Below are 16,701 nucleotides of genomic sequence, written 5' to 3'. Positions count from 1 at the left end.
GAGTGTCAAAGATGTCAGTAAACGTGTCAGGGCTGTTAATATTGTGTCAAACCAAGCCGTTCAAATTGACATTAAACCATCAGCTTAGTACACAATATGAACGATCTCCAACCATGTTCACGCATCAATACATCAGGTAACATAGCTGCGAATCGGTGACACCGCAGCGAGAGTTGCCAATCATCCAGAGCAAAGACAGAAACGAAGCGATAATTAATTCAATGAGTAGTCAAAAGAATCAGCAGAAAAGACGACGTTCTGATCGTCGCCTTTCCGGGACAAAACAATCCGGGACAAAACAAGCACAAAGTTCGAGTCAGAAAACGGCCGCGAAACGTACCGGGTGGTTTGGCAAATTGTGGCGAATTGGTTGGAAAGTCGGTCTTATCCTTGCCATCGTGATTGGATTCTATGGGGTGTATCTCAATAATCTCGTGAGTGAAAAGTTTGAGGGCCAACTTTTTGATCTGCCTACCGTTGTTTATGCCCGAATCTTATCGATGTCTCCCGGTGATGATATCAGTCTGGACGGGTTGCGACATGAGCTGGATATCTTGAATTACCGCAAAGTTGCCCGGCCGCGTTATGCCGGGGAGTATTCGGCATCTTCAACCAAAATTGAATTGATCCGTCGTCCCTTTGAGTTTGCCGACGGTCCTGAACCTGATCGACACGTGATGCTTTATTTTGACGATGAGGGTTTGACCCGGATTCAGTCGTTGGACAAACATCAGGACATCGGTTTTCTGCGTCTCGAACCGAAAATGCTGGGAATGCTGGAGAAAAATATTACAGAGCAGCGGTTATTTTTGCGTCGGGAGCAATTTCCGGAAGTGATGATTGATGCATTGCTGGCAACGGAAGACCGGAATTTCTATCAGCATGAGGGGGTTTCGCCTTTTGCTATTTTGAGGGCTTTGGTTGCCAATGTGCGTGCAGGGCGAACGGTTCAGGGGGGCAGCACGCTGACCCAACAGTTAGCCAAGAATATTTTTCTCTCAAGCCAGAGAACCATCGTCAGAAAGCTGCAAGAAGCTTATATGGCACTGATTATTGATTACCGTTTCAGTAAAGATCGAATTCTTGAAGCTTACTTGAATGAGGTTTATCTGGGGCAGAATGGTGCTGAAGAAGTACACGGTTTTGGCTTGGCATCCCGTTTGTATTTCGGTCAGCCGTTGCAAGAATTGAGAATTGATCAACTGGCTTTATTAGTTGGTATGGTGAAAGGGCCGTCTTATTACAATCCGGTTCGTTATCCTGAGCGTGCCAGAGAGCGACGAGATCTTGTCCTCAAACTCATGATGCAACAGGATATTCTGACGGCAAGGCAGTATGCTCAGGCCGTCGAGCGCCCGTTAGATGTGCAGGAAAATCCCCATATTGCCAGACGTCAGCCTGCTTATTTTCAGCAACTGGCGATTGAATTGAAAGATAAAGTCGGTGACCGGTTTAAATCCGATAAAGGGTTGCGTGTCTTTACCACATTGGATCCGGTTTCTCAGTCTGAGCTCGAAGATGCTGTGCAAAAGAAAGTACCGCAGTTGGGTAAAGGTCTGGAGGCCGCAGCCATAGCAGTGGATCGTCAGAGTGGGGAAATCCGGGCTATGGTCGGTGGGGTTCGGATCGGATTCGATGGCTTTAATCGTGTGCTGAATGGTCGCAGGCAGATCGGATCGCTGGTGAAGCCTGCGATTTATCTGACAGCACTGAATGATCCGGGTAAATATAATCTGGCAACGACGCTGGATGATCAGCCGATTAGTTTGAAATCTGATCAGGGAGATATCTGGACCCCCCAAAACTTTGACCATCAGTTCCGGGGAGATGTCCCCCTGTATCTTGCTTTGGCCAAATCGATCAATATTCCGACGATTAAACTGGGCATGACTCTGGGAATTCCGCAGGTGAGTGATACGCTGGTTCATCTCGGTGTTGACGGGCAAGAAATTCGTCCGGTGCCTTCGATGTTTTTAGGTTCGTTCTCGCTCACCCCTATTGAGGTGGCACAAATGTATCAGACCCTCACCAACTCCGGCAGACGATCGAAGTTATCTGCATTACGTTCGGTGATCGATCTGGACGGCAATGTTTTGTATCAGTCAATCCCTAAAAGTACTCAGGCAGTCTCACAACAGGCTGCTTGGTTAACGACTTACGCGATGAAACGAGGGGTAATTGAAGGTACAGGCCGATATCTGCACAATCGTTTTTCCTGGGCAATGCTTGCCGGTAAAACCGGGACTACCAATGATTATCGGGACAGTTGGTTTGTCGGTGTCGATGGCCGAGAAGTAACCACAATCTGGGTTGGCCGGGATGATAACAAATCAACCGGGCTGACAGGAGCTAGCGGGGCTTTACGTGTCTATGCCGATTATCTGCAAAAACGCGTGCCGAAGGTATTGCATTTGCCGTGGCCGCAGGGCATCACCATGATTGGGTTCGATAAAGATCGTCATGGTGTGCTCAGCCTTGACTGCGATGATAAATTCAAACTTCCGGTCTGGGATGCGGACCATACATGGAAACAACGCTGTGAAGAAAATGATAAGCCTTTGCGTTGGCTGAGAAAAATTTTCGAATGGTAATGTTTTCATTAACAGCGATATGAAGCCATCAGATGTGACTTCATTCATGGCATGATACTTGGCTGAAAAGACTACTAATTATGGGGCTTTTCAGCCTTACTTTATGCGTGGAGAGGTATTTGGGGCTCTGGCTTGAAACGCCGTGAAAAGTTTCGTCAGAAGTTGCTGCGTGGGTCAAAGAGTATACGTTTCCATTTATGAGTAAGTTTGCTATTCTGCATCAACCGTTTGGCCTCCCCGGCTAAGATAATTTGAGTTTGTCTCTGCACGGAGTGCCAAGTTTCCAAGGACGTTCGTTCCTATAGCTATAATAAAGTGAATGAACCGCAATGAGAGGAAAAAGTCGTGCTTGAAGCCTATCGTAAACACGTCGAAGAGCGTGCCGCAGAAGGAGTTGTCCCTAAACCTCTGGATGCTGAACAAGTTTCTGGTTTGGTTGAGTTATTAAAATCTCCTCCGCAAGGAGAAGAAGCATTCATTCTTGATCTGCTTGAAAATCGTATTCCCCCCGGTGTTGATGAAGCCGCTTATGTCAAAGCCGGTTTTCTTGCTGCTGTCGCCAAAGGAGAAGTGACCTCTCCATTGATTGACCGAGTCAAAGCGGCGGAGCTGCTGGGCACGATGCAAGGCGGATACAATATTGAACCCTTGGTTTCTTTTCTTGATGACGATAAGTTAGCCCCGACGGCAGTTGAGGCATTATCTCATACGCTGTTGATGTTCGATGCCTTTTATGATGTCGAAGAAAGAGCCAAAGCCGGAAATACCTACGCTCAACAGGTGCTTCAATCTTGGGCTGATGCTGAGTGGTTCTTGTCTAAAAAAAGTATGCCTGAAAAGGTGACTCTGACTGTATTTAAAGTGAGCGGTGAAACCAATACCGATGATTTATCTCCGGCACCGGATGCTTGGTCCCGCCCAGATATTCCTGTTCATGCGCAGGCAATGCTCAAAAATGAGCGGGAAGGGATTGAACCGGACGAAGTCGGTAAAGTTGGCCCCGTCAAACAAATCGAAGCATTGAAAGAAAAAGGTTACCCACTGGCTTATGTCGGTGATGTCGTCGGGACTGGCTCCTCACGTAAATCGGCAACCAACTCTGTATTATGGTTCATGGGCGAAGATATCCCTTATGTGCCGAACAAACGTGCCGGTGGTTATGTCCTCGGTGGTAAAATTGCTCCGATTTTCTTCAACACGATGGAAGATGCGGGTGCATTGCCAATTGAAGTGGATGTTTCCAAGCTGAATATGGGTGATGTCATTGATATTTATCCTTATGAAGGCAAAGTTTGTGAACACGACTCGGATAAGGTACTGGCTGAGTTCAAACTGAAAACTGGTGTGTTGATCGATGAAGTGCGTGCCGGCGGGCGGATTCCGCTGATTATCGGCCGTGGTTTAACGGATAAAGCGCGTGAATCTCTTGGCCTTGAGCCGTCGGATGTTTTCCGTCGCCCTGCACCGGTGAAAGACAGCGGCAAAGGCTTTACTCTGGCGCAAAAAATGGTTGGTAAAGCTTGTGGTGTTCAGGGCGTTCGTCCCGGCACTTATTGCGAGCCGAAAATGACGACTGTCGGGTCGCAAGATACGACCGGACCAATGACGCGTGATGAACTGAAAGATTTGGCGTGTCTTGGCTTTTCCGCTGATTTGGTGATGCAGTCTTTCTGCCATACGTCAGCCTATCCTAAGCCTGTTGACGTCAATACACACCATACACTCCCTGATTTCATTATGAATCGCGGTGGTGTCTCTCTCCGTCCGGGCGATGGCATTATCCACTCATGGCTCAACCGCATGTTGTTGCCGGATACTGTCGGGACTGGTGGTGACTCACATACCCGTTTCCCGCTGGGTATCTCTTTCCCTGCCGGGTCTGGTCTGGTCGCTTTTGCCGCCGCAACCGGTGTGATGCCGTTGGATATGCCTGAATCGGTTTTAGTGCGTTTTAAAGGCAAAATGAAACCGGGAATTACGCTGCGTGATTTGGTTCATGCAATTCCTTATTTTGCTATTCAAGATGGGCTGCTCACGGTCGCAAAATCAGGCAAGATTAATGAATTCTCAGGCCGGATTCTCGAAATTGAAGGATTGGAGCATTTAACCGTTGAGCAAGCGTTTGAGTTGTCTGATGCTTCGGCTGAACGAAGCGCTGCCGGTTGTACGGTCAAACTGTCTCAAGAGTCGATTGAAGAATATCTGCAGTCGAACATTGTGATGCTCAAGTGGATGGTTTCTGAAGGCTATGGCGATGTCCGTACAATCGAGCGTCGTGTTCGTGCCATGCAAGAATGGCTGGATAAGCCAGAGATGATGCGTGCTGATGACAATGCCGATTATGCCCATGTGCTGGAAATTGATTTAGATGAAATCAATGAGCCGATTTTATGTGCGCCAAACGATCCGGACGATGCTCGTTTACTGTCTGAAGTACAAGGCACACCGATTGATGAAGTATTTATCGGTTCTTGTATGACCAATATCGGCCATTTCCGTGCAGCCGGTAAGCTACTGGATAACTACACCGGTCAGTTAGAGACTCGTTTATGGGTGGCACCGCCAACCAAGATGGATAAAGATCAATTGGTTGAAGAAGGCTATTACGGTATCTTTGGTCGTGCCGGGGTGCGGATTGAAACACCGGGATGTTCTCTGTGTATGGGTAACCAAGCCCGTGTGGCAGATAAATCAACGGTGATGTCTACTTCAACCCGTAACTTCCCGAACCGTCTGGGTGCCGGTGCGAATGTGTTCCTTGCTTCTGCGGAGCTGTCAGCCGTGGGTGCAATTTTGGGACGCATTCCGACGACGCAAGAGTATCTTGAGTATGCTGCGAAAATTGATGCGACTGCTGCGGATACCTATCGTTATCTGAACTTCCATAAGATGAATCAGTATACCGAAAAAGCAGATACCGTGATTTTCCAAGAGCCTGCATAGGTTCTGTCGCTATCAGACTGAGATAGAATCCCTCCGCATGGAGGGATTTTTTATCAGAAATTTCCTCCTTTAGGTCATATTGTGTTGTCAGCCTGATCGTGAACATGCGCAGACAGGAGGCTGATGCCTGTATCTTAAATGACTTCCGTATATACTAAGTACCACTTTGAATGTGTCTCAATGAATCCCGGTATTATGGAATTTGAATTCAGAAAAAATATGTTATTAGGTGAGTATTACGCTGCATTTAATATGGAACACGGGGTTATTTCCCGTCTTCTTGAAGATGAAATGGGTACGGATCGCACAATCATTGAGCAGGTTTTACAGTTGCTGCAATCCGCATATCAAGATGATTTCACTGAGCAGGTCTGGTTTGGCAGAGAAATATCACTGAAGGTGCTGGAAGGCGAAGTGACGATTTTTGAAAATATCCTGACACACCCGAATCATCATGATTTTGAAGATGAATTTGAGTTATATGAAAGTGAAAGCAGCGCGACTTGTGGTCTCGATGATTTTGAATCGATGCTCGTGCAGTGGCTGCAATTCACGCAAAATTAATCTTTCCATTCCAAACGAGTCGTTTCCTTCTCTCAAAACCCGTGATTTACCTTGCACAACCGTGGTGAGGTTTTCCAAAGACGCCTTATTTTTGTGAAACCAGTGCACCGTATTGGTGCGCATGTGGTTTAAATTTCCCTCTATTGTTAATTTTATTGATTGTAATCAATGGTTTAAAAACTTGGCACGTACCTTGGATTTAAAAGTGAGTAACCGGAGTACAGCTCGAGAGAGGACGCCATGAAATTAATTAATGCAATTATAAAACCTTTTAAATTAGACGATGTCCGTGAGGCTTTATCTGATGTAGGTATCGAAGGAATGACCGTTTCAGAAGTGAAGGGATTTGGTCGTCAGAAAGGCCATACTGAGCTTTATCGTGGCGCTGAGTATCAGGTTGATTTTCTACCGAAAGTTAAACTTGAAATCGCAACACAGAGTGACAATGTTGACCGTGTTGTTGAAGCCATCATTAAAGCGGCACACACAGGCAAAATCGGTGATGGTAAGATTTTTGTTTATGATCTGAGCCAAGCGGTACGAATTCGTACCGGTGAAACAGATTCAGAAGCACTTTAAAAGATTCTAAGGATTGGAGAGACTGTTATGGAATTATCAGTAACTGTAACGGAGTTACGTTACGCGCTGGATACCTTTTACTTCCTCATTTCGGGCGCACTTGTCATGTGGATGGCCGCTGGATTTGCAATGCTGGAATCTGGTTTGGTTCGTTCAAAGAATACCACTGAGATTCTGACGAAAAACTTTGTCTTGTACGCGATCGCTTGTACGTTATATCTCATCGTCGGTTATCACATTATGTATGTTGATAATACCGAAGGGGGCTGGCTGCCTTCATTTGGTGGCTTGATCGGCTCACAAGCGGCAGATGCCGACCACTCTTTAGAATCAGATTTCTTCTTCCAGGTTGTATTTGTTGCAACAGCGATGTCAGTAGTGTCTGGCGCTGTGGCTGAGCGAATGAAACTGTGGGCGTTTTTGATCTTCTCTGTGGTACTGACAGGCTTTATCTATCCTGTTGAAGGTTACTGGACATGGGGCGGTGGTTTCCTTTCTGCTGCTGGTTTCAGTGACTTTGCCGGCTCAGGTATTGTTCATATGGCGGGTGCTGCTGCTGCTTTAGCTGGTGTTTTACTACTCGGTGCCCGTAAAGGTAAGTATGGTAAAAATGGTGAAGTTCACCCGATTCCCGGTTCAAATATGCCGCTGGCAACACTGGGTACCTTCATTCTGTGGTTCGGTTGGTTTGGTTTCAACGGTGGTTCGCAGTTGATGATTTCCGATGCTGCTAATGCCTCCGCGGTCGGTAAGATCTTCTTGAATACCAATGCTGCTGCGTCAGCCGGTGCCTTAGCTGCATTATTAGTCTGTAAAACCACTTGGGGTAAAGCGGATTTAACCATGGTACTGAACGGTGCGTTGGCTGGCTTGGTTGCAATTACGGCGGATCCGCTTTCTCCGTCACCGATGTACTCGGTTGCGATCGGTGCGGTTGCCGGGGTGATTGTGGTCTTCGCGATTGTAGCGTTGGATAAAGTGAAAATCGATGATCCAGTCGGGGCTATCTCTGTGCACGGTGTGTGTGGTCTGTTTGGTGTGATGGTTGTGCCAATCAGCAATGCGGATGCATCATTTGGTTCTCAGTTGTTAGGCGCTGTGGTTATCTTTGGTTGGGTATTTGGAGCCAGCCTGATTGTCTGGGGTATCCTCAAAGCGACGATGGGAATTCGTGTCACGGAAGAAGAAGAGATGGAAGGGATGGATATGCACGATTGTGGTGTCGGTGCTTATCCTGAATTCGTAACTGCGAAATAAACGATTCACATATCAAGATAGTGAAAACCTGCCCGATTCGGGCAGGTTTTTTGTATTATTTATCAGAATTGACTGAATGACGGGGGATTAGCGCATTTATCAATTAATGTGCGGCTTGATAAATGGCAAACTTGTTGGTTTTTGCCAGTGTGTCACAGCGCCCCAGTGCTTGTTCAATCAGCGGCGGATATTTGAGGAAACTATTGGCAACAATGGTGAGCCGTCCCCGTGGTTTTAAATAGTGTGGGGACTGAGTCAGGAACGTCTCACTGACATGATAACTTGTCCCCAGCCCTGAATGAAACGGTGGGTTACTAATGAGATGATCGTAGCTGGCTGTCACATCTGAATAGATATCTGACGGGAAAACATGGCCATCCAGACCATTTGCCGCCAGCGTCGCTTTACTGGACTCAATCGCGAAGGCACTGACATCACACATCGAGATGGTGACTGCCGGATACTTCGCAGCAATAACGGTACCGATGACACCTGCGCCACAGCCGAAATCCAGGACGTCTCCCCGCACATCAGATAGGTTATCTAACAATAACTGACTGCCGAGATCGAATTCCCCGTGACTAAATACACCGGGCAGACTTTTGACGATGATTTCCTTTTGCTGGTAATTGACAGTGTAAGTTTTAAACCAGTCCTGCATATTGAACTGTTCCGGAGGATGGCTGCATTCTCCCCAGTAGAAAGAACAGCGTCGGGCAGCATCATACTTACGGATAATGCCGTAGGGTTCAAATAACTTTTCAATGCTTTTGATACCGGAGCGATTTTCACCGATAACAACAATTTCAGTCCCCGGACCGAGTTTGGTCATGAGCATGGCAAGCAGGTATTCAGCTTCCTGTTTTGCTTTTGGCCAGTAAAGCAAAACCATATCCGCATGGCAGGTATCGCTTAATGTTGCGCCAAAATAGGCTGTAATGTCGGGAGTGTTCGCGATCTGCCGATAGTAGCCATAGTGTGTAGTAAAGATGGAGACAGACTGACACGTCTGTCGCAGTTGCAGGGGAAACTGGTCTTCGATTTCACCGGCGACCAGCAAGTGTTTTCCCTGAAAATAGGCTAATTGGCGTTCAGCGATTTGGCTTGGCGCTGAATTCTGGACTGAGAAATATTCACTCGACATGATGGTGCTCTACATTCGGTATCACAAAAAGAAGCGCGATTTTCTCATAATCTGTAGATTGCTTGAAGTTATTTAACTTTTATCTTGTCGGTTGAGAAATGACTGAAACTCTTCTTCATAAATATTGAACAGCACAATCGTGATAGCAAAAATCAGCGGGCCATATATCAATCCCATCAGGCCAAACAGATGGATACCGCCCAATAATGAGAAAAAGATCATCAGTGTATTCATGCCTGAACTGCCCTGCATCAGGAAAGGGCGCAGTAAATTATCAATTGAGCCGACAACCACGACACTCCAGACGATAAGAAAAATCCCCCAGGATATATCGTTGGTCAGCAACAGATATGTACTGGCCGGTATCCATATCAATGCTGTGCCGACAATCGGAATAAAGGAAGCAAAGCCGATCATCGTTCCCCAGAACAGGCCGGGGAACCCCGCAAGCCACATGCCTATACCTCCGGCAACGCCCTGTGCCAGTGCTGTCAAAAAAGAGCCCATCACTGCTGATTTAGATACTTTTTCGATCTCTTCCAGCAACCGATCCTCCTGACTGCGAGACAGGGGAATCACATGGCGTAAAGTAGTGATGATTTTTTCGTAATCGCGCAGCAGGAAAAACAGTACGAACAGCATCAGGAAAAAGTCCATGATAAATGCTGTGGCATCACCGACGAGTTTGGCACTGAAACCGACGAGTTGTGTCCCGGCTTGGCTGGAGATTTTAGCGACTCTTTCAGCAATCTCGGACGGTTCGATAGTGCTAAAAGGCAGGTAGGTATTGGCAAAGTCCATTGCTTTGACAACCCAAGGATGATTGAAAATTTCCTGAACACCACCATGAGTCACCCACTGATAGAGCGTCTGAGAGAATCGGGCACCTTGTTGGGCGATCGCGCCAAACACCAATAATAATGGCAGCACAATAATAAAAGTGAGAATGACACAGGATAGAAATGAAGCAAAATTTCTGTAGGAACCGAGTTTCTGTTCCAGACGCTGGTGGAGCGGATAAACCAGTAAGGAAATAATAAAAGCCAGTATGATTGAATTGATGTAAGGCTCGATGAGCAAGTAACATGCGATGGCTGCAACGAGTAATGCAGTGACAATCACTCGGTGGCTGGAGATGGTATTCACGTTGTTTCTACCTTCGGTGACTCATATTCAGATATAGACTCGTATCATGACGGCTATTCAGATCGTGATCAATCATCACAATGTTATAAATGGTAAACCTCTGCCAGAAATTGTGTTTGTTCGGGGTTTTTACTCATCTCTGATACAAAGAAGGTGATACAGAAAAGGCGCTCTGGTGAGAGCGCCTTGAACTTTTGCCATCGTGCAATAACTTAGTCGTTGGCCATCATGGCGAAGCTGCGATCCACTGCTTCTAATGTTGCTTCAATTTCCTGAGAAGAGTGTGCCAGTGAGGTAAATCCGGCTTCAAAAGCGGATGGCGCCATGTAGACACCGTGATCAAGCATCAGGTGGAAGAAGCGTTTAAATTTCTCAACATCACAACGGGCAACATCTTCATAGCAGGTCACTTGTTGTTGATCAGTAAAGAAAAAGCCGAACATCCCGCCGACCTGATGCACCAGTAGCGGAATACCATGTTTGTCTGCGAAAAATTTAAAGCCATCGGCCAGCTGTTTAGTTTTTGAGGCGAGGCGTTTTTCGTTGCCTTCTTCTTTTAACAGACTGAGACAAGCATAACCTGCAGCCATCGCCACCGGATTGCCAGAGAGTGTCCCTGCCTGATAAACAGGCCCGGTCGGGGCAATATATTGCATCACTTCTTTGCGGCCGCCAAAAGCACCGACGGGCATTCCGCCCCCAATGACTTTACCAAGCGTGGTTAAGTCAGGTTTAATGTTGTAGTGTGCCTGAGCGCCACCCAAAGCGACCCTGAAACCCGTCATGACTTCATCAAAAATCAACAAGGCGCCGGCGTCATCACAAAGGGTTCTGAGCCCTTCCAAGAAGCCTTCGACCGGTGGAATACAGTTCATATTACCGGCAACCGGTTCGACAATAATGCAGGCGATTTCGTCTGGATTGGCATCGAACAGTGCTTTCACTGAATCAAGATCATTAAAGCGAGCCGTCAATGTATATTTGGCAAAGTCAGCCGGTACGCCGGGAGAGCTCGGTTGACCCAATGTGAGTGCTCCCGATCCGGCTTTGACCAGAAGACTATCCGCATGACCGTGGTAACAGCCTTCAAACTTGATGATTTTGTCGCGGCCGGTATATCCGCGTGCCAGACGGATAGCACTCATGGTTGCTTCTGTGCCGGAGTTGACCATCCGTAACTGTTCCATCGATGGCACAAGTTCTGAAACCAGTTCAGCAATCGCTATTTCTTGTTCAGTCGGTGCACCGAAACTCAATCCTTTTTGTACTGCTCCAATGACTGATTCTCGAATCACGGCATGATTATGGCCTAAAATCATCGGGCCCCATGAACCGACGTAGTCGATATAAGCTCTGCCATCAACATCAAAAACGAATGGACCGTCTGCTCTGTCGATAAAAATCGGCGTGCCACCGACACCGTTAAAGGCGCGCACCGGTGAATTGACACCACCGGGAATCGTAGTCTGTGCCTGTTGATATAGATCAGATGATTTGGTCATGGGAATTATCCTCTTTTGAGTGTTTGGACCAACTTGGCAAGCATTGTACTATTGATAATCTCAAGAGAAATATTTTTTTCGATTTTTTCCTGAAATGCCAACGGATGGACAGGTTTTGTGACAGAATTTGTGCCGGTTCAGCTGATTGGGCGCCTTACACTGAATGATGTCAAGATTTTGAGTAATATATGAGAGTATATCGATGGCTATATATGGAGCTGTTGAGGGAATGATTATTGCTATTTGAGACAGAAAGTTCGTCTGATGTATGCGGTGAATACTTGAACGGCTCAGTCAGGTATTAGATAATCAGGGTAAGATAATAAAGTATATCTGATGCAACAATGTTGACTGTGATGCCGTTGACTGAAACTATGTTAGCAAGATATATCGAAGCATGAGAGAGGTTGTTGTGAGTGATGTAAATATACCGCTGACATTTTCTGATGCGGCAGCAAAGCGAGTGAAAGCGCTGATTGCCGAAGAAGAAAATCAGTCATTAAAACTACGGGTTTATATTACCGGTGGCGGTTGTAGCGGTTTTCAGTACGGATTTACATTTGATGAAAATGTTAACGATGGGGATATGACCATCGAAAATTGTGGGGTCACATTGGTGGTCGATCCAATGAGTCTGCAATATCTGATTGGCGGAGAGGTTGATTATACCGAAGGGCTGGAAGGATCGCGCTTTTTCGTGAATAACCCCAATGCAACAACCACTTGTGGTTGTGGTGCCTCATTTAGTGTCTGATATCCTATCCTGAACAACCATGTCGGATCGCCGTATTCGAGCCGACATGGATGGGATTTATTCAAGTCCTGAACATCCCGTTTACTACAGTGTCATCGCACAGGCTCAGCACTTGTTGTGTCTTAACGTTTGGCGTACATCAGATGACTGAAGCGTTCGAGTTGTTGCAGTCTGATTTTTGCGTTGGCAATAAATGTTTGCTTCGCTTGTCCTCTGAGTGATTCCGACTGAGGGAGTGACACTGTTCTTGGATTTTTATGGACACCGTGGACTAAAAACTCGTAGTGCAAGTGTGGCCCCGTTACTCGTCCTGTGCCCCCCAAGGCTCCGATTTTTTGCCCTTGTTTCACCCGTTGCCCGGTTTTCACATAGCGGCGTTTCAGGTGGAGGTATTTGGTCATATAGGTATTACTATGTTTGATAAAGACATAATTACCATTGAAGCGGTTATAGCTTGATTTGACGACAACCCCATCTCCGGCAGCCCAAATCGGTGTTCCGACCGGTGCGACATAATCCGTACCCCGATGAGGCCTGACTCTTCCGGTCACCGGATGAAGCCTGCGTGGGTTGAAGTTTGATGAGACACGACGAAAATCGAGTGGCGAACGCAAGAATGCTTTTTTCATGGCTCGTCCGGTTTCATCATAATAGTCGCCATTATCATCGTTAATAATGGCTTTAAATGTTGTGCCCTGATTGGTAAACGTTGCAGCAATGATATTACCTTTGCCGACAATTTCGCCTTCGACCACGGCTTCCTGATAGAGCAGGCTGAATGTATCTCCTTTGCGAATATCTAATGCAAAGTCGATATCCCAACCAAAAATACCGGCCAGCGCCATAATTTGATTCGGGGTTAAACCGGCATTGATCGCAGCATTCCAGAAGTTAGATGTTATTTGAGCTTCAGCATAATTATATTGGTAGTGCACTTCCTTTTTATCTAACTTCGCGGTAAAGCCGTGCTCTGATTTGGTAATCATAAACGCTTCGTAGGTCGAGAGACTTCGCCGTAATTGCACCAGTTGATCATTTTCGTCAAAGCCGAAACTGAGTTCATCACCGGGACGGAGGCGGGTGAGTTGTTGTTTGATCTCTGGGTCACTGGCGGTTAATTCATACAAAAGACGTGATGACAGACCGATCCGCTGAAACAAAACGGCGGCACTTTCACCGGACTTAACCTGGTACTGTTCCCATCGGAGTGTAGCCGTCGGCGGAATCGCGACACCGGGAGAAAGGGCTTCTGCATTGATTGAGAGTGGATAATGTCGACCGATCTCGAGCTGTTTTTCTTTTCCCTGAAGCTCTTTGGGATTGGGCAGAAAAAAAATAGCGATCACGATTAAAGCAGAAAAACACCCAATTAGTGTTTGATGTAATCGCGGCAGACAAGCAAAAATAGACAACATATAGACAGCGTTTTACCGATGGTTCATAAAATCCTTAGAACAATAGTTTAACTGGTTTCAAAATGCATCGCTATTCAAGTAATATATCTAACTAATAAATTTCTGCCAAATTTGTGGGAGCGAACGAGAATGGCAACAATTGAAACCGCATTAGCTGAGATAAAGCGCGGTGTTGAAGAGTTGATTCCTGAAGAGGAACTGATAGCAAAACTGAAAGAAGGCCGTCCGTTAAGAATTAAGTTGGGTGCTGATCCAACCGCACCGGATATTCATTTAGGTCATACTGTGATTTTGAATAAACTGCGTGCTTTTCAGGAGCTGGGGCATGAAGTGACTTTCCTCATCGGTGATTTCACCGGTATGGTCGGCGATCCGACAGGAAAAAACACCACACGTCCGCCGTTGACCCGGGAAGATGTGATTCGTAATGCTGAGACTTACAAAGAGCAGGTTTTTAAAATTCTCGATCCTGAAAAAACAAAAATTCAGTTTAACTCCGAGTGGCTTTCTGAATTAGGTGCCGAGGGAATGCTTCGTTTGGCAGCCAATCAGACCGTTGCCCGTATGCTGGAACGGGATGATTTTAAAAAGCGTTATCATAGTGGTCAGCCGATTGCGATTCATGAATTTATGTATCCGCTACTGCAAGGTTATGATTCCGTAGCAATGGAAACCGATGTTGAGCTTGGTGGGACAGACCAAAAATTTAATCTGTTGATGGGGCGTGAATTACAAAAAGCACACGGTCAAAAGCAGCAGGTCGTGCTGATGATGCCATTGCTCGTTGGTCTGGATGGCGAGAAGAAAATGTCGAAGTCAGCGCATAACTATATCGGCATCAATGAAGCTCCCGAAGACATGTTTGGCAAAATTATGTCGATTTCTGACGAGTTGATGTGGAGCTATTATGACTTGCTATCGTTCCGGCCTCTGACCGAAATCCAGCAGTTTAAGGACGAGGTTGCTGCCGGTAAGAACCCTCGGGATATTAAGATTTTGCTGGCGAAAGAAATCATTGCGCGTTTCCACGATGAAGCTGCCGCTGATGGTGCTGAGCAAGAATTCATTGCGCGTTTCCAGAAAGGGGCGATCCCTGATGAAATGCCTGAATTCACGTTTTCATCCGGTATCGCTATCGGTAATATCTTAAAGGATGCCGGTCTGGTTGGATCGACATCGGATGCGATGCGGATGATTCGTCAGGGGGCTGCGAAAGCGGCAGGGGAGAAAATCCAGGACACCAAATGGATTCCTGACAATGGCACCTATGTGCTTCAGGTCGGTAAGCGGAAATTTGCCCGCGTGACGATTCAGTAAGATACCTATATAAAGCCTGATGTGATGATTCAGGCTTTATTTTATACTGGATAGATAAGATTGTTTTTGTTGGCTCATCTGGATGATATCCCGATACAGTTTTTCTTCAAACTGCTCAAGTTGTGATGGGGTCTGAACGGTTTGTTCCTGATCATCCGGGAAGTAGTCCGTAACAAACTGAACAAACAGAACCTGAGGCTGACCTGTTTTATCCAGCCCATATCCCGCCATGTTATAACTACCGTACAAAGAACCGCTTTTGGCAGTTAAATGACCTTTCACAACCGAAGAACGCATACTTTTGCGGTATTTCAGTGTGCCGCTTTGACCCGCCATAGGTAACAACGCGATTAAATTCAATGATGTATCATTCTGCCAGATATACCGTAATACGGCTGCCATCTGATTCGCTGTCATTCGATTATTCCGTGATAATCCGGAACCATCAACCAGTTGGGCGCTTTTGAGATCAATACCAGCTTTGGCATATAAGATCTGTTTGATTGCTTCTGTCCCATTGGCAAAACTCCCTGCTTGTACAAAAAACTGATGACCCAGCGTTTTGGTCACATTATTGGCGATCAGGTTATCAGACTCTTTCAGCATGGTATCAAGCAATTCAACCAGCGGTTTAGATTCATGATAAGCCAATACTTGTTGCAATGGTTTGGGAGGGTGTCCGACAATGACATCTCCCGAGAGTTTGATTCCCAGTTGATTGAGAATTCTGTAAACAATACGTGTCGCGTAAAGGCTGGGATTCTGGAGCGCAAATTTTAAGGGGAGCGGTGAACTGCGCTGAACCAGACACCCGGACAAACGGTAGCTGTTTTCATGATTGCTGCGTAGCTCAAGATCGCACAGTTGCTGCTTTTGTTGTTGTAATGAAACTGTTTTTGCCTGAGTTGAAACATAAATCGGGTATTGTTCAGGGATATAAACGCGAGTGTTACCATCCTTTTGCGTGTAAATTGATCCGGGAACACAGTTTTCATCTAATACAATGACACTCGACGGGGCGCTGTAGCAAACTCCCAGAATATCCCAAGGCCATCCTACGGCTCTTTCGTAGCCGCTGAACAGTGTATTATCGAGCCACAAATTCCCGTCAATTTGCTTAATACCCTGTTGCTTCAGCGCTACAAACATCTGTTTCAAATCATCCGTCGTGAGCTGAGGATCTCCGCTAAAGTGGAGAATCAAATCATGATCTGCACGACCTAATAAGGTTTTGAAGCGGAATTGATCGCCCAGTTCCAGTTTAGCCGCCAGTGCGGTAAGTAGCTTCATGGTGCTGGCAGGAGGATAGAATGACTGACTGCCGGTATCGATTTCTCGTTGGTGCGAGTCCAGTTGTTCAACGATCAGTGCTGTCCGGCTGGTCGGTGGCAGCAGACGGGTATAAGGCGTTGCCTGAGCTGCGCATAATTCAGCAGTCAGAACAAAACAGGCAATAGTCAACAGAAGCGTCCGAAGCACAAAGTAACCT

12 protein-coding genes are annotated in these 16,701 nt (G+C 46.5%); 7 read left to right on the top strand and 5 right to left on the bottom strand.

What is annotated here, in order from left to right; translation table 11 throughout:
* The first annotated feature begins 221 nt into the window (after window positions 1-221).
* The 5 genes from mrcB (at window position 222) to VR7878_RS03010 (ending at window position 7,934) form a co-directional block, all read left to right on the top strand.
* Window positions 222-2,591: a penicillin-binding protein 1B gene (mrcB, locus tag VR7878_RS03030; RefSeq protein WP_077333316.1), complete on the top strand. Its 2,370-nt coding sequence runs from the start codon at window positions 222-224 to the stop codon at window positions 2,589-2,591.
* A gap of 345 nt (window positions 2,592-2,936) precedes the next feature.
* The gene (gene acnB, locus VR7878_RS03025) at window positions 2,937-5,534 is read left to right on the top strand and encodes a bifunctional aconitate hydratase 2/2-methylisocitrate dehydratase (protein ID WP_077333314.1); all 2,598 of its coding nucleotides are present in this window, start codon (window positions 2,937-2,939) and stop codon (window positions 5,532-5,534) included.
* A gap of 195 nt (window positions 5,535-5,729) precedes the next feature.
* Window positions 5,730-6,098, top strand: a complete 369-nt coding sequence (locus VR7878_RS03020; protein ID WP_077333312.1) for a YacL family protein — start codon at window positions 5,730-5,732, stop codon at window positions 6,096-6,098.
* 240 nt (window positions 6,099-6,338) lie between these two features.
* Window positions 6,339-6,677 carry a P-II family nitrogen regulator gene (gene glnK, locus VR7878_RS03015; protein WP_077333310.1) on the top strand — a complete coding sequence of 113 codons (339 nt, stop codon included), beginning with the start codon at window positions 6,339-6,341 and terminating at the stop codon, window positions 6,675-6,677.
* 27 nt (window positions 6,678-6,704) lie between these two features.
* Window positions 6,705-7,934, top strand: a complete 1,230-nt coding sequence (locus VR7878_RS03010; protein WP_077333308.1) for an ammonium transporter AmtB — start codon at window positions 6,705-6,707, stop codon at window positions 7,932-7,934.
* Between the two features lie 103 nt (window positions 7,935-8,037).
* Here the strand turns inward: VR7878_RS03010 and rsmC are convergent, their stop codons facing one another.
* From rsmC to hemL, 3 genes are all read right to left on the bottom strand, one after another.
* Entirely contained in the window at window positions 8,038-9,078 is a 1,041-nt protein-coding gene (gene rsmC / locus VR7878_RS03005; protein ID WP_077333306.1) for a 16S rRNA (guanine(1207)-N(2))-methyltransferase RsmC, read from the bottom strand.
* A 72-nt stretch (window positions 9,079-9,150) separates the two neighbouring features.
* A complete protein-coding gene (locus VR7878_RS03000; protein ID WP_077333304.1) occupies window positions 9,151-10,224 on the bottom strand; it encodes an AI-2E family transporter in 1,074 nt (357 codons plus the stop codon).
* Between the two features lie 212 nt (window positions 10,225-10,436).
* Window positions 10,437-11,726 carry a glutamate-1-semialdehyde 2,1-aminomutase gene (gene hemL, locus VR7878_RS02995; RefSeq protein WP_077333302.1) on the bottom strand — a complete coding sequence of 430 codons (1,290 nt, stop codon included), beginning with the start codon at window positions 11,724-11,726 and terminating at the stop codon, window positions 10,437-10,439.
* A 412-nt stretch (window positions 11,727-12,138) separates the two neighbouring features.
* Between hemL and erpA the strand changes: the two genes are divergently transcribed.
* Complete coding sequence (gene erpA, locus VR7878_RS02990) at window positions 12,139-12,480, top strand: iron-sulfur cluster insertion protein ErpA (protein ID WP_077333355.1); 342 nt, start codon at window positions 12,139-12,141, stop codon at window positions 12,478-12,480.
* A 122-nt stretch (window positions 12,481-12,602) separates the two neighbouring features.
* Here erpA and shyC read toward each other — a convergent pair whose 3' ends face one another.
* Complete coding sequence (shyC, locus tag VR7878_RS02985) at window positions 12,603-13,895, bottom strand: peptidoglycan DD-endopeptidase ShyC (RefSeq protein WP_077333300.1); 1,293 nt, start codon at window positions 13,893-13,895, stop codon at window positions 12,603-12,605.
* A 129-nt stretch (window positions 13,896-14,024) separates the two neighbouring features.
* On the opposite strand from shyC, the gene tyrS reads away from it, so the two are divergent.
* Window positions 14,025-15,212, top strand: a complete 1,188-nt coding sequence (gene tyrS / locus VR7878_RS02980; protein WP_077333298.1) for a tyrosine--tRNA ligase — start codon at window positions 14,025-14,027, stop codon at window positions 15,210-15,212.
* A gap of 36 nt (window positions 15,213-15,248) precedes the next feature.
* Here tyrS and dacB read toward each other — a convergent pair whose 3' ends face one another.
* The gene (gene dacB, locus VR7878_RS02975) at window positions 15,249-16,691 is read right to left on the bottom strand and encodes a serine-type D-Ala-D-Ala carboxypeptidase (protein WP_077333296.1); all 1,443 of its coding nucleotides are present in this window, start codon (window positions 16,689-16,691) and stop codon (window positions 15,249-15,251) included.
* Between the last annotated feature and the right edge of the window lie 10 nt (window positions 16,692-16,701).

It is taken from the genome of Vibrio ruber DSM 16370 (genome assembly GCF_900163965.1).
Classification (GTDB): Bacteria; Pseudomonadota; Gammaproteobacteria; order Enterobacterales; family Vibrionaceae; genus Vibrio; species Vibrio ruber.
The sequence above is the reverse complement of the archived record's forward strand: the minus strand, read 5'-3'. Positions and strand labels throughout refer to the sequence as shown.

What these genes read in the sequence shown, in the direction of transcription:
- shyC (WP_077333300.1), bottom strand. Translation starts at nt 13,895, where the DNA reads ATGTTGTCTATTTTTGCTTGTCTGCCGCGATTACATCAAACACTAATT.
- glnK (WP_077333310.1), top strand. Translation starts at nt 6,339, where the DNA reads ATGAAATTAATTAATGCAATTATAAAACCTTTTAAATTAGACGATGTC.
- VR7878_RS03020 (WP_077333312.1), top strand. Translation starts at nt 5,730, where the DNA reads ATGGAATTTGAATTCAGAAAAAATATGTTATTAGGTGAGTATTACGCT.
- rsmC (WP_077333306.1), bottom strand. Translation starts at nt 9,078, where the DNA reads ATGTCGAGTGAATATTTCTCAGTCCAGAATTCAGCGCCAAGCCAAATC.
- hemL (WP_077333302.1), bottom strand. Translation starts at nt 11,726, where the DNA reads ATGACCAAATCATCTGATCTATATCAACAGGCACAGACTACGATTCCC.
- mrcB (WP_077333316.1), top strand. Translation starts at nt 222, where the DNA reads ATGAGTAGTCAAAAGAATCAGCAGAAAAGACGACGTTCTGATCGTCGC.
- VR7878_RS03010 (WP_077333308.1), top strand. Translation starts at nt 6,705, where the DNA reads ATGGAATTATCAGTAACTGTAACGGAGTTACGTTACGCGCTGGATACC.
- tyrS (WP_077333298.1), top strand. Translation starts at nt 14,025, where the DNA reads ATGGCAACAATTGAAACCGCATTAGCTGAGATAAAGCGCGGTGTTGAA.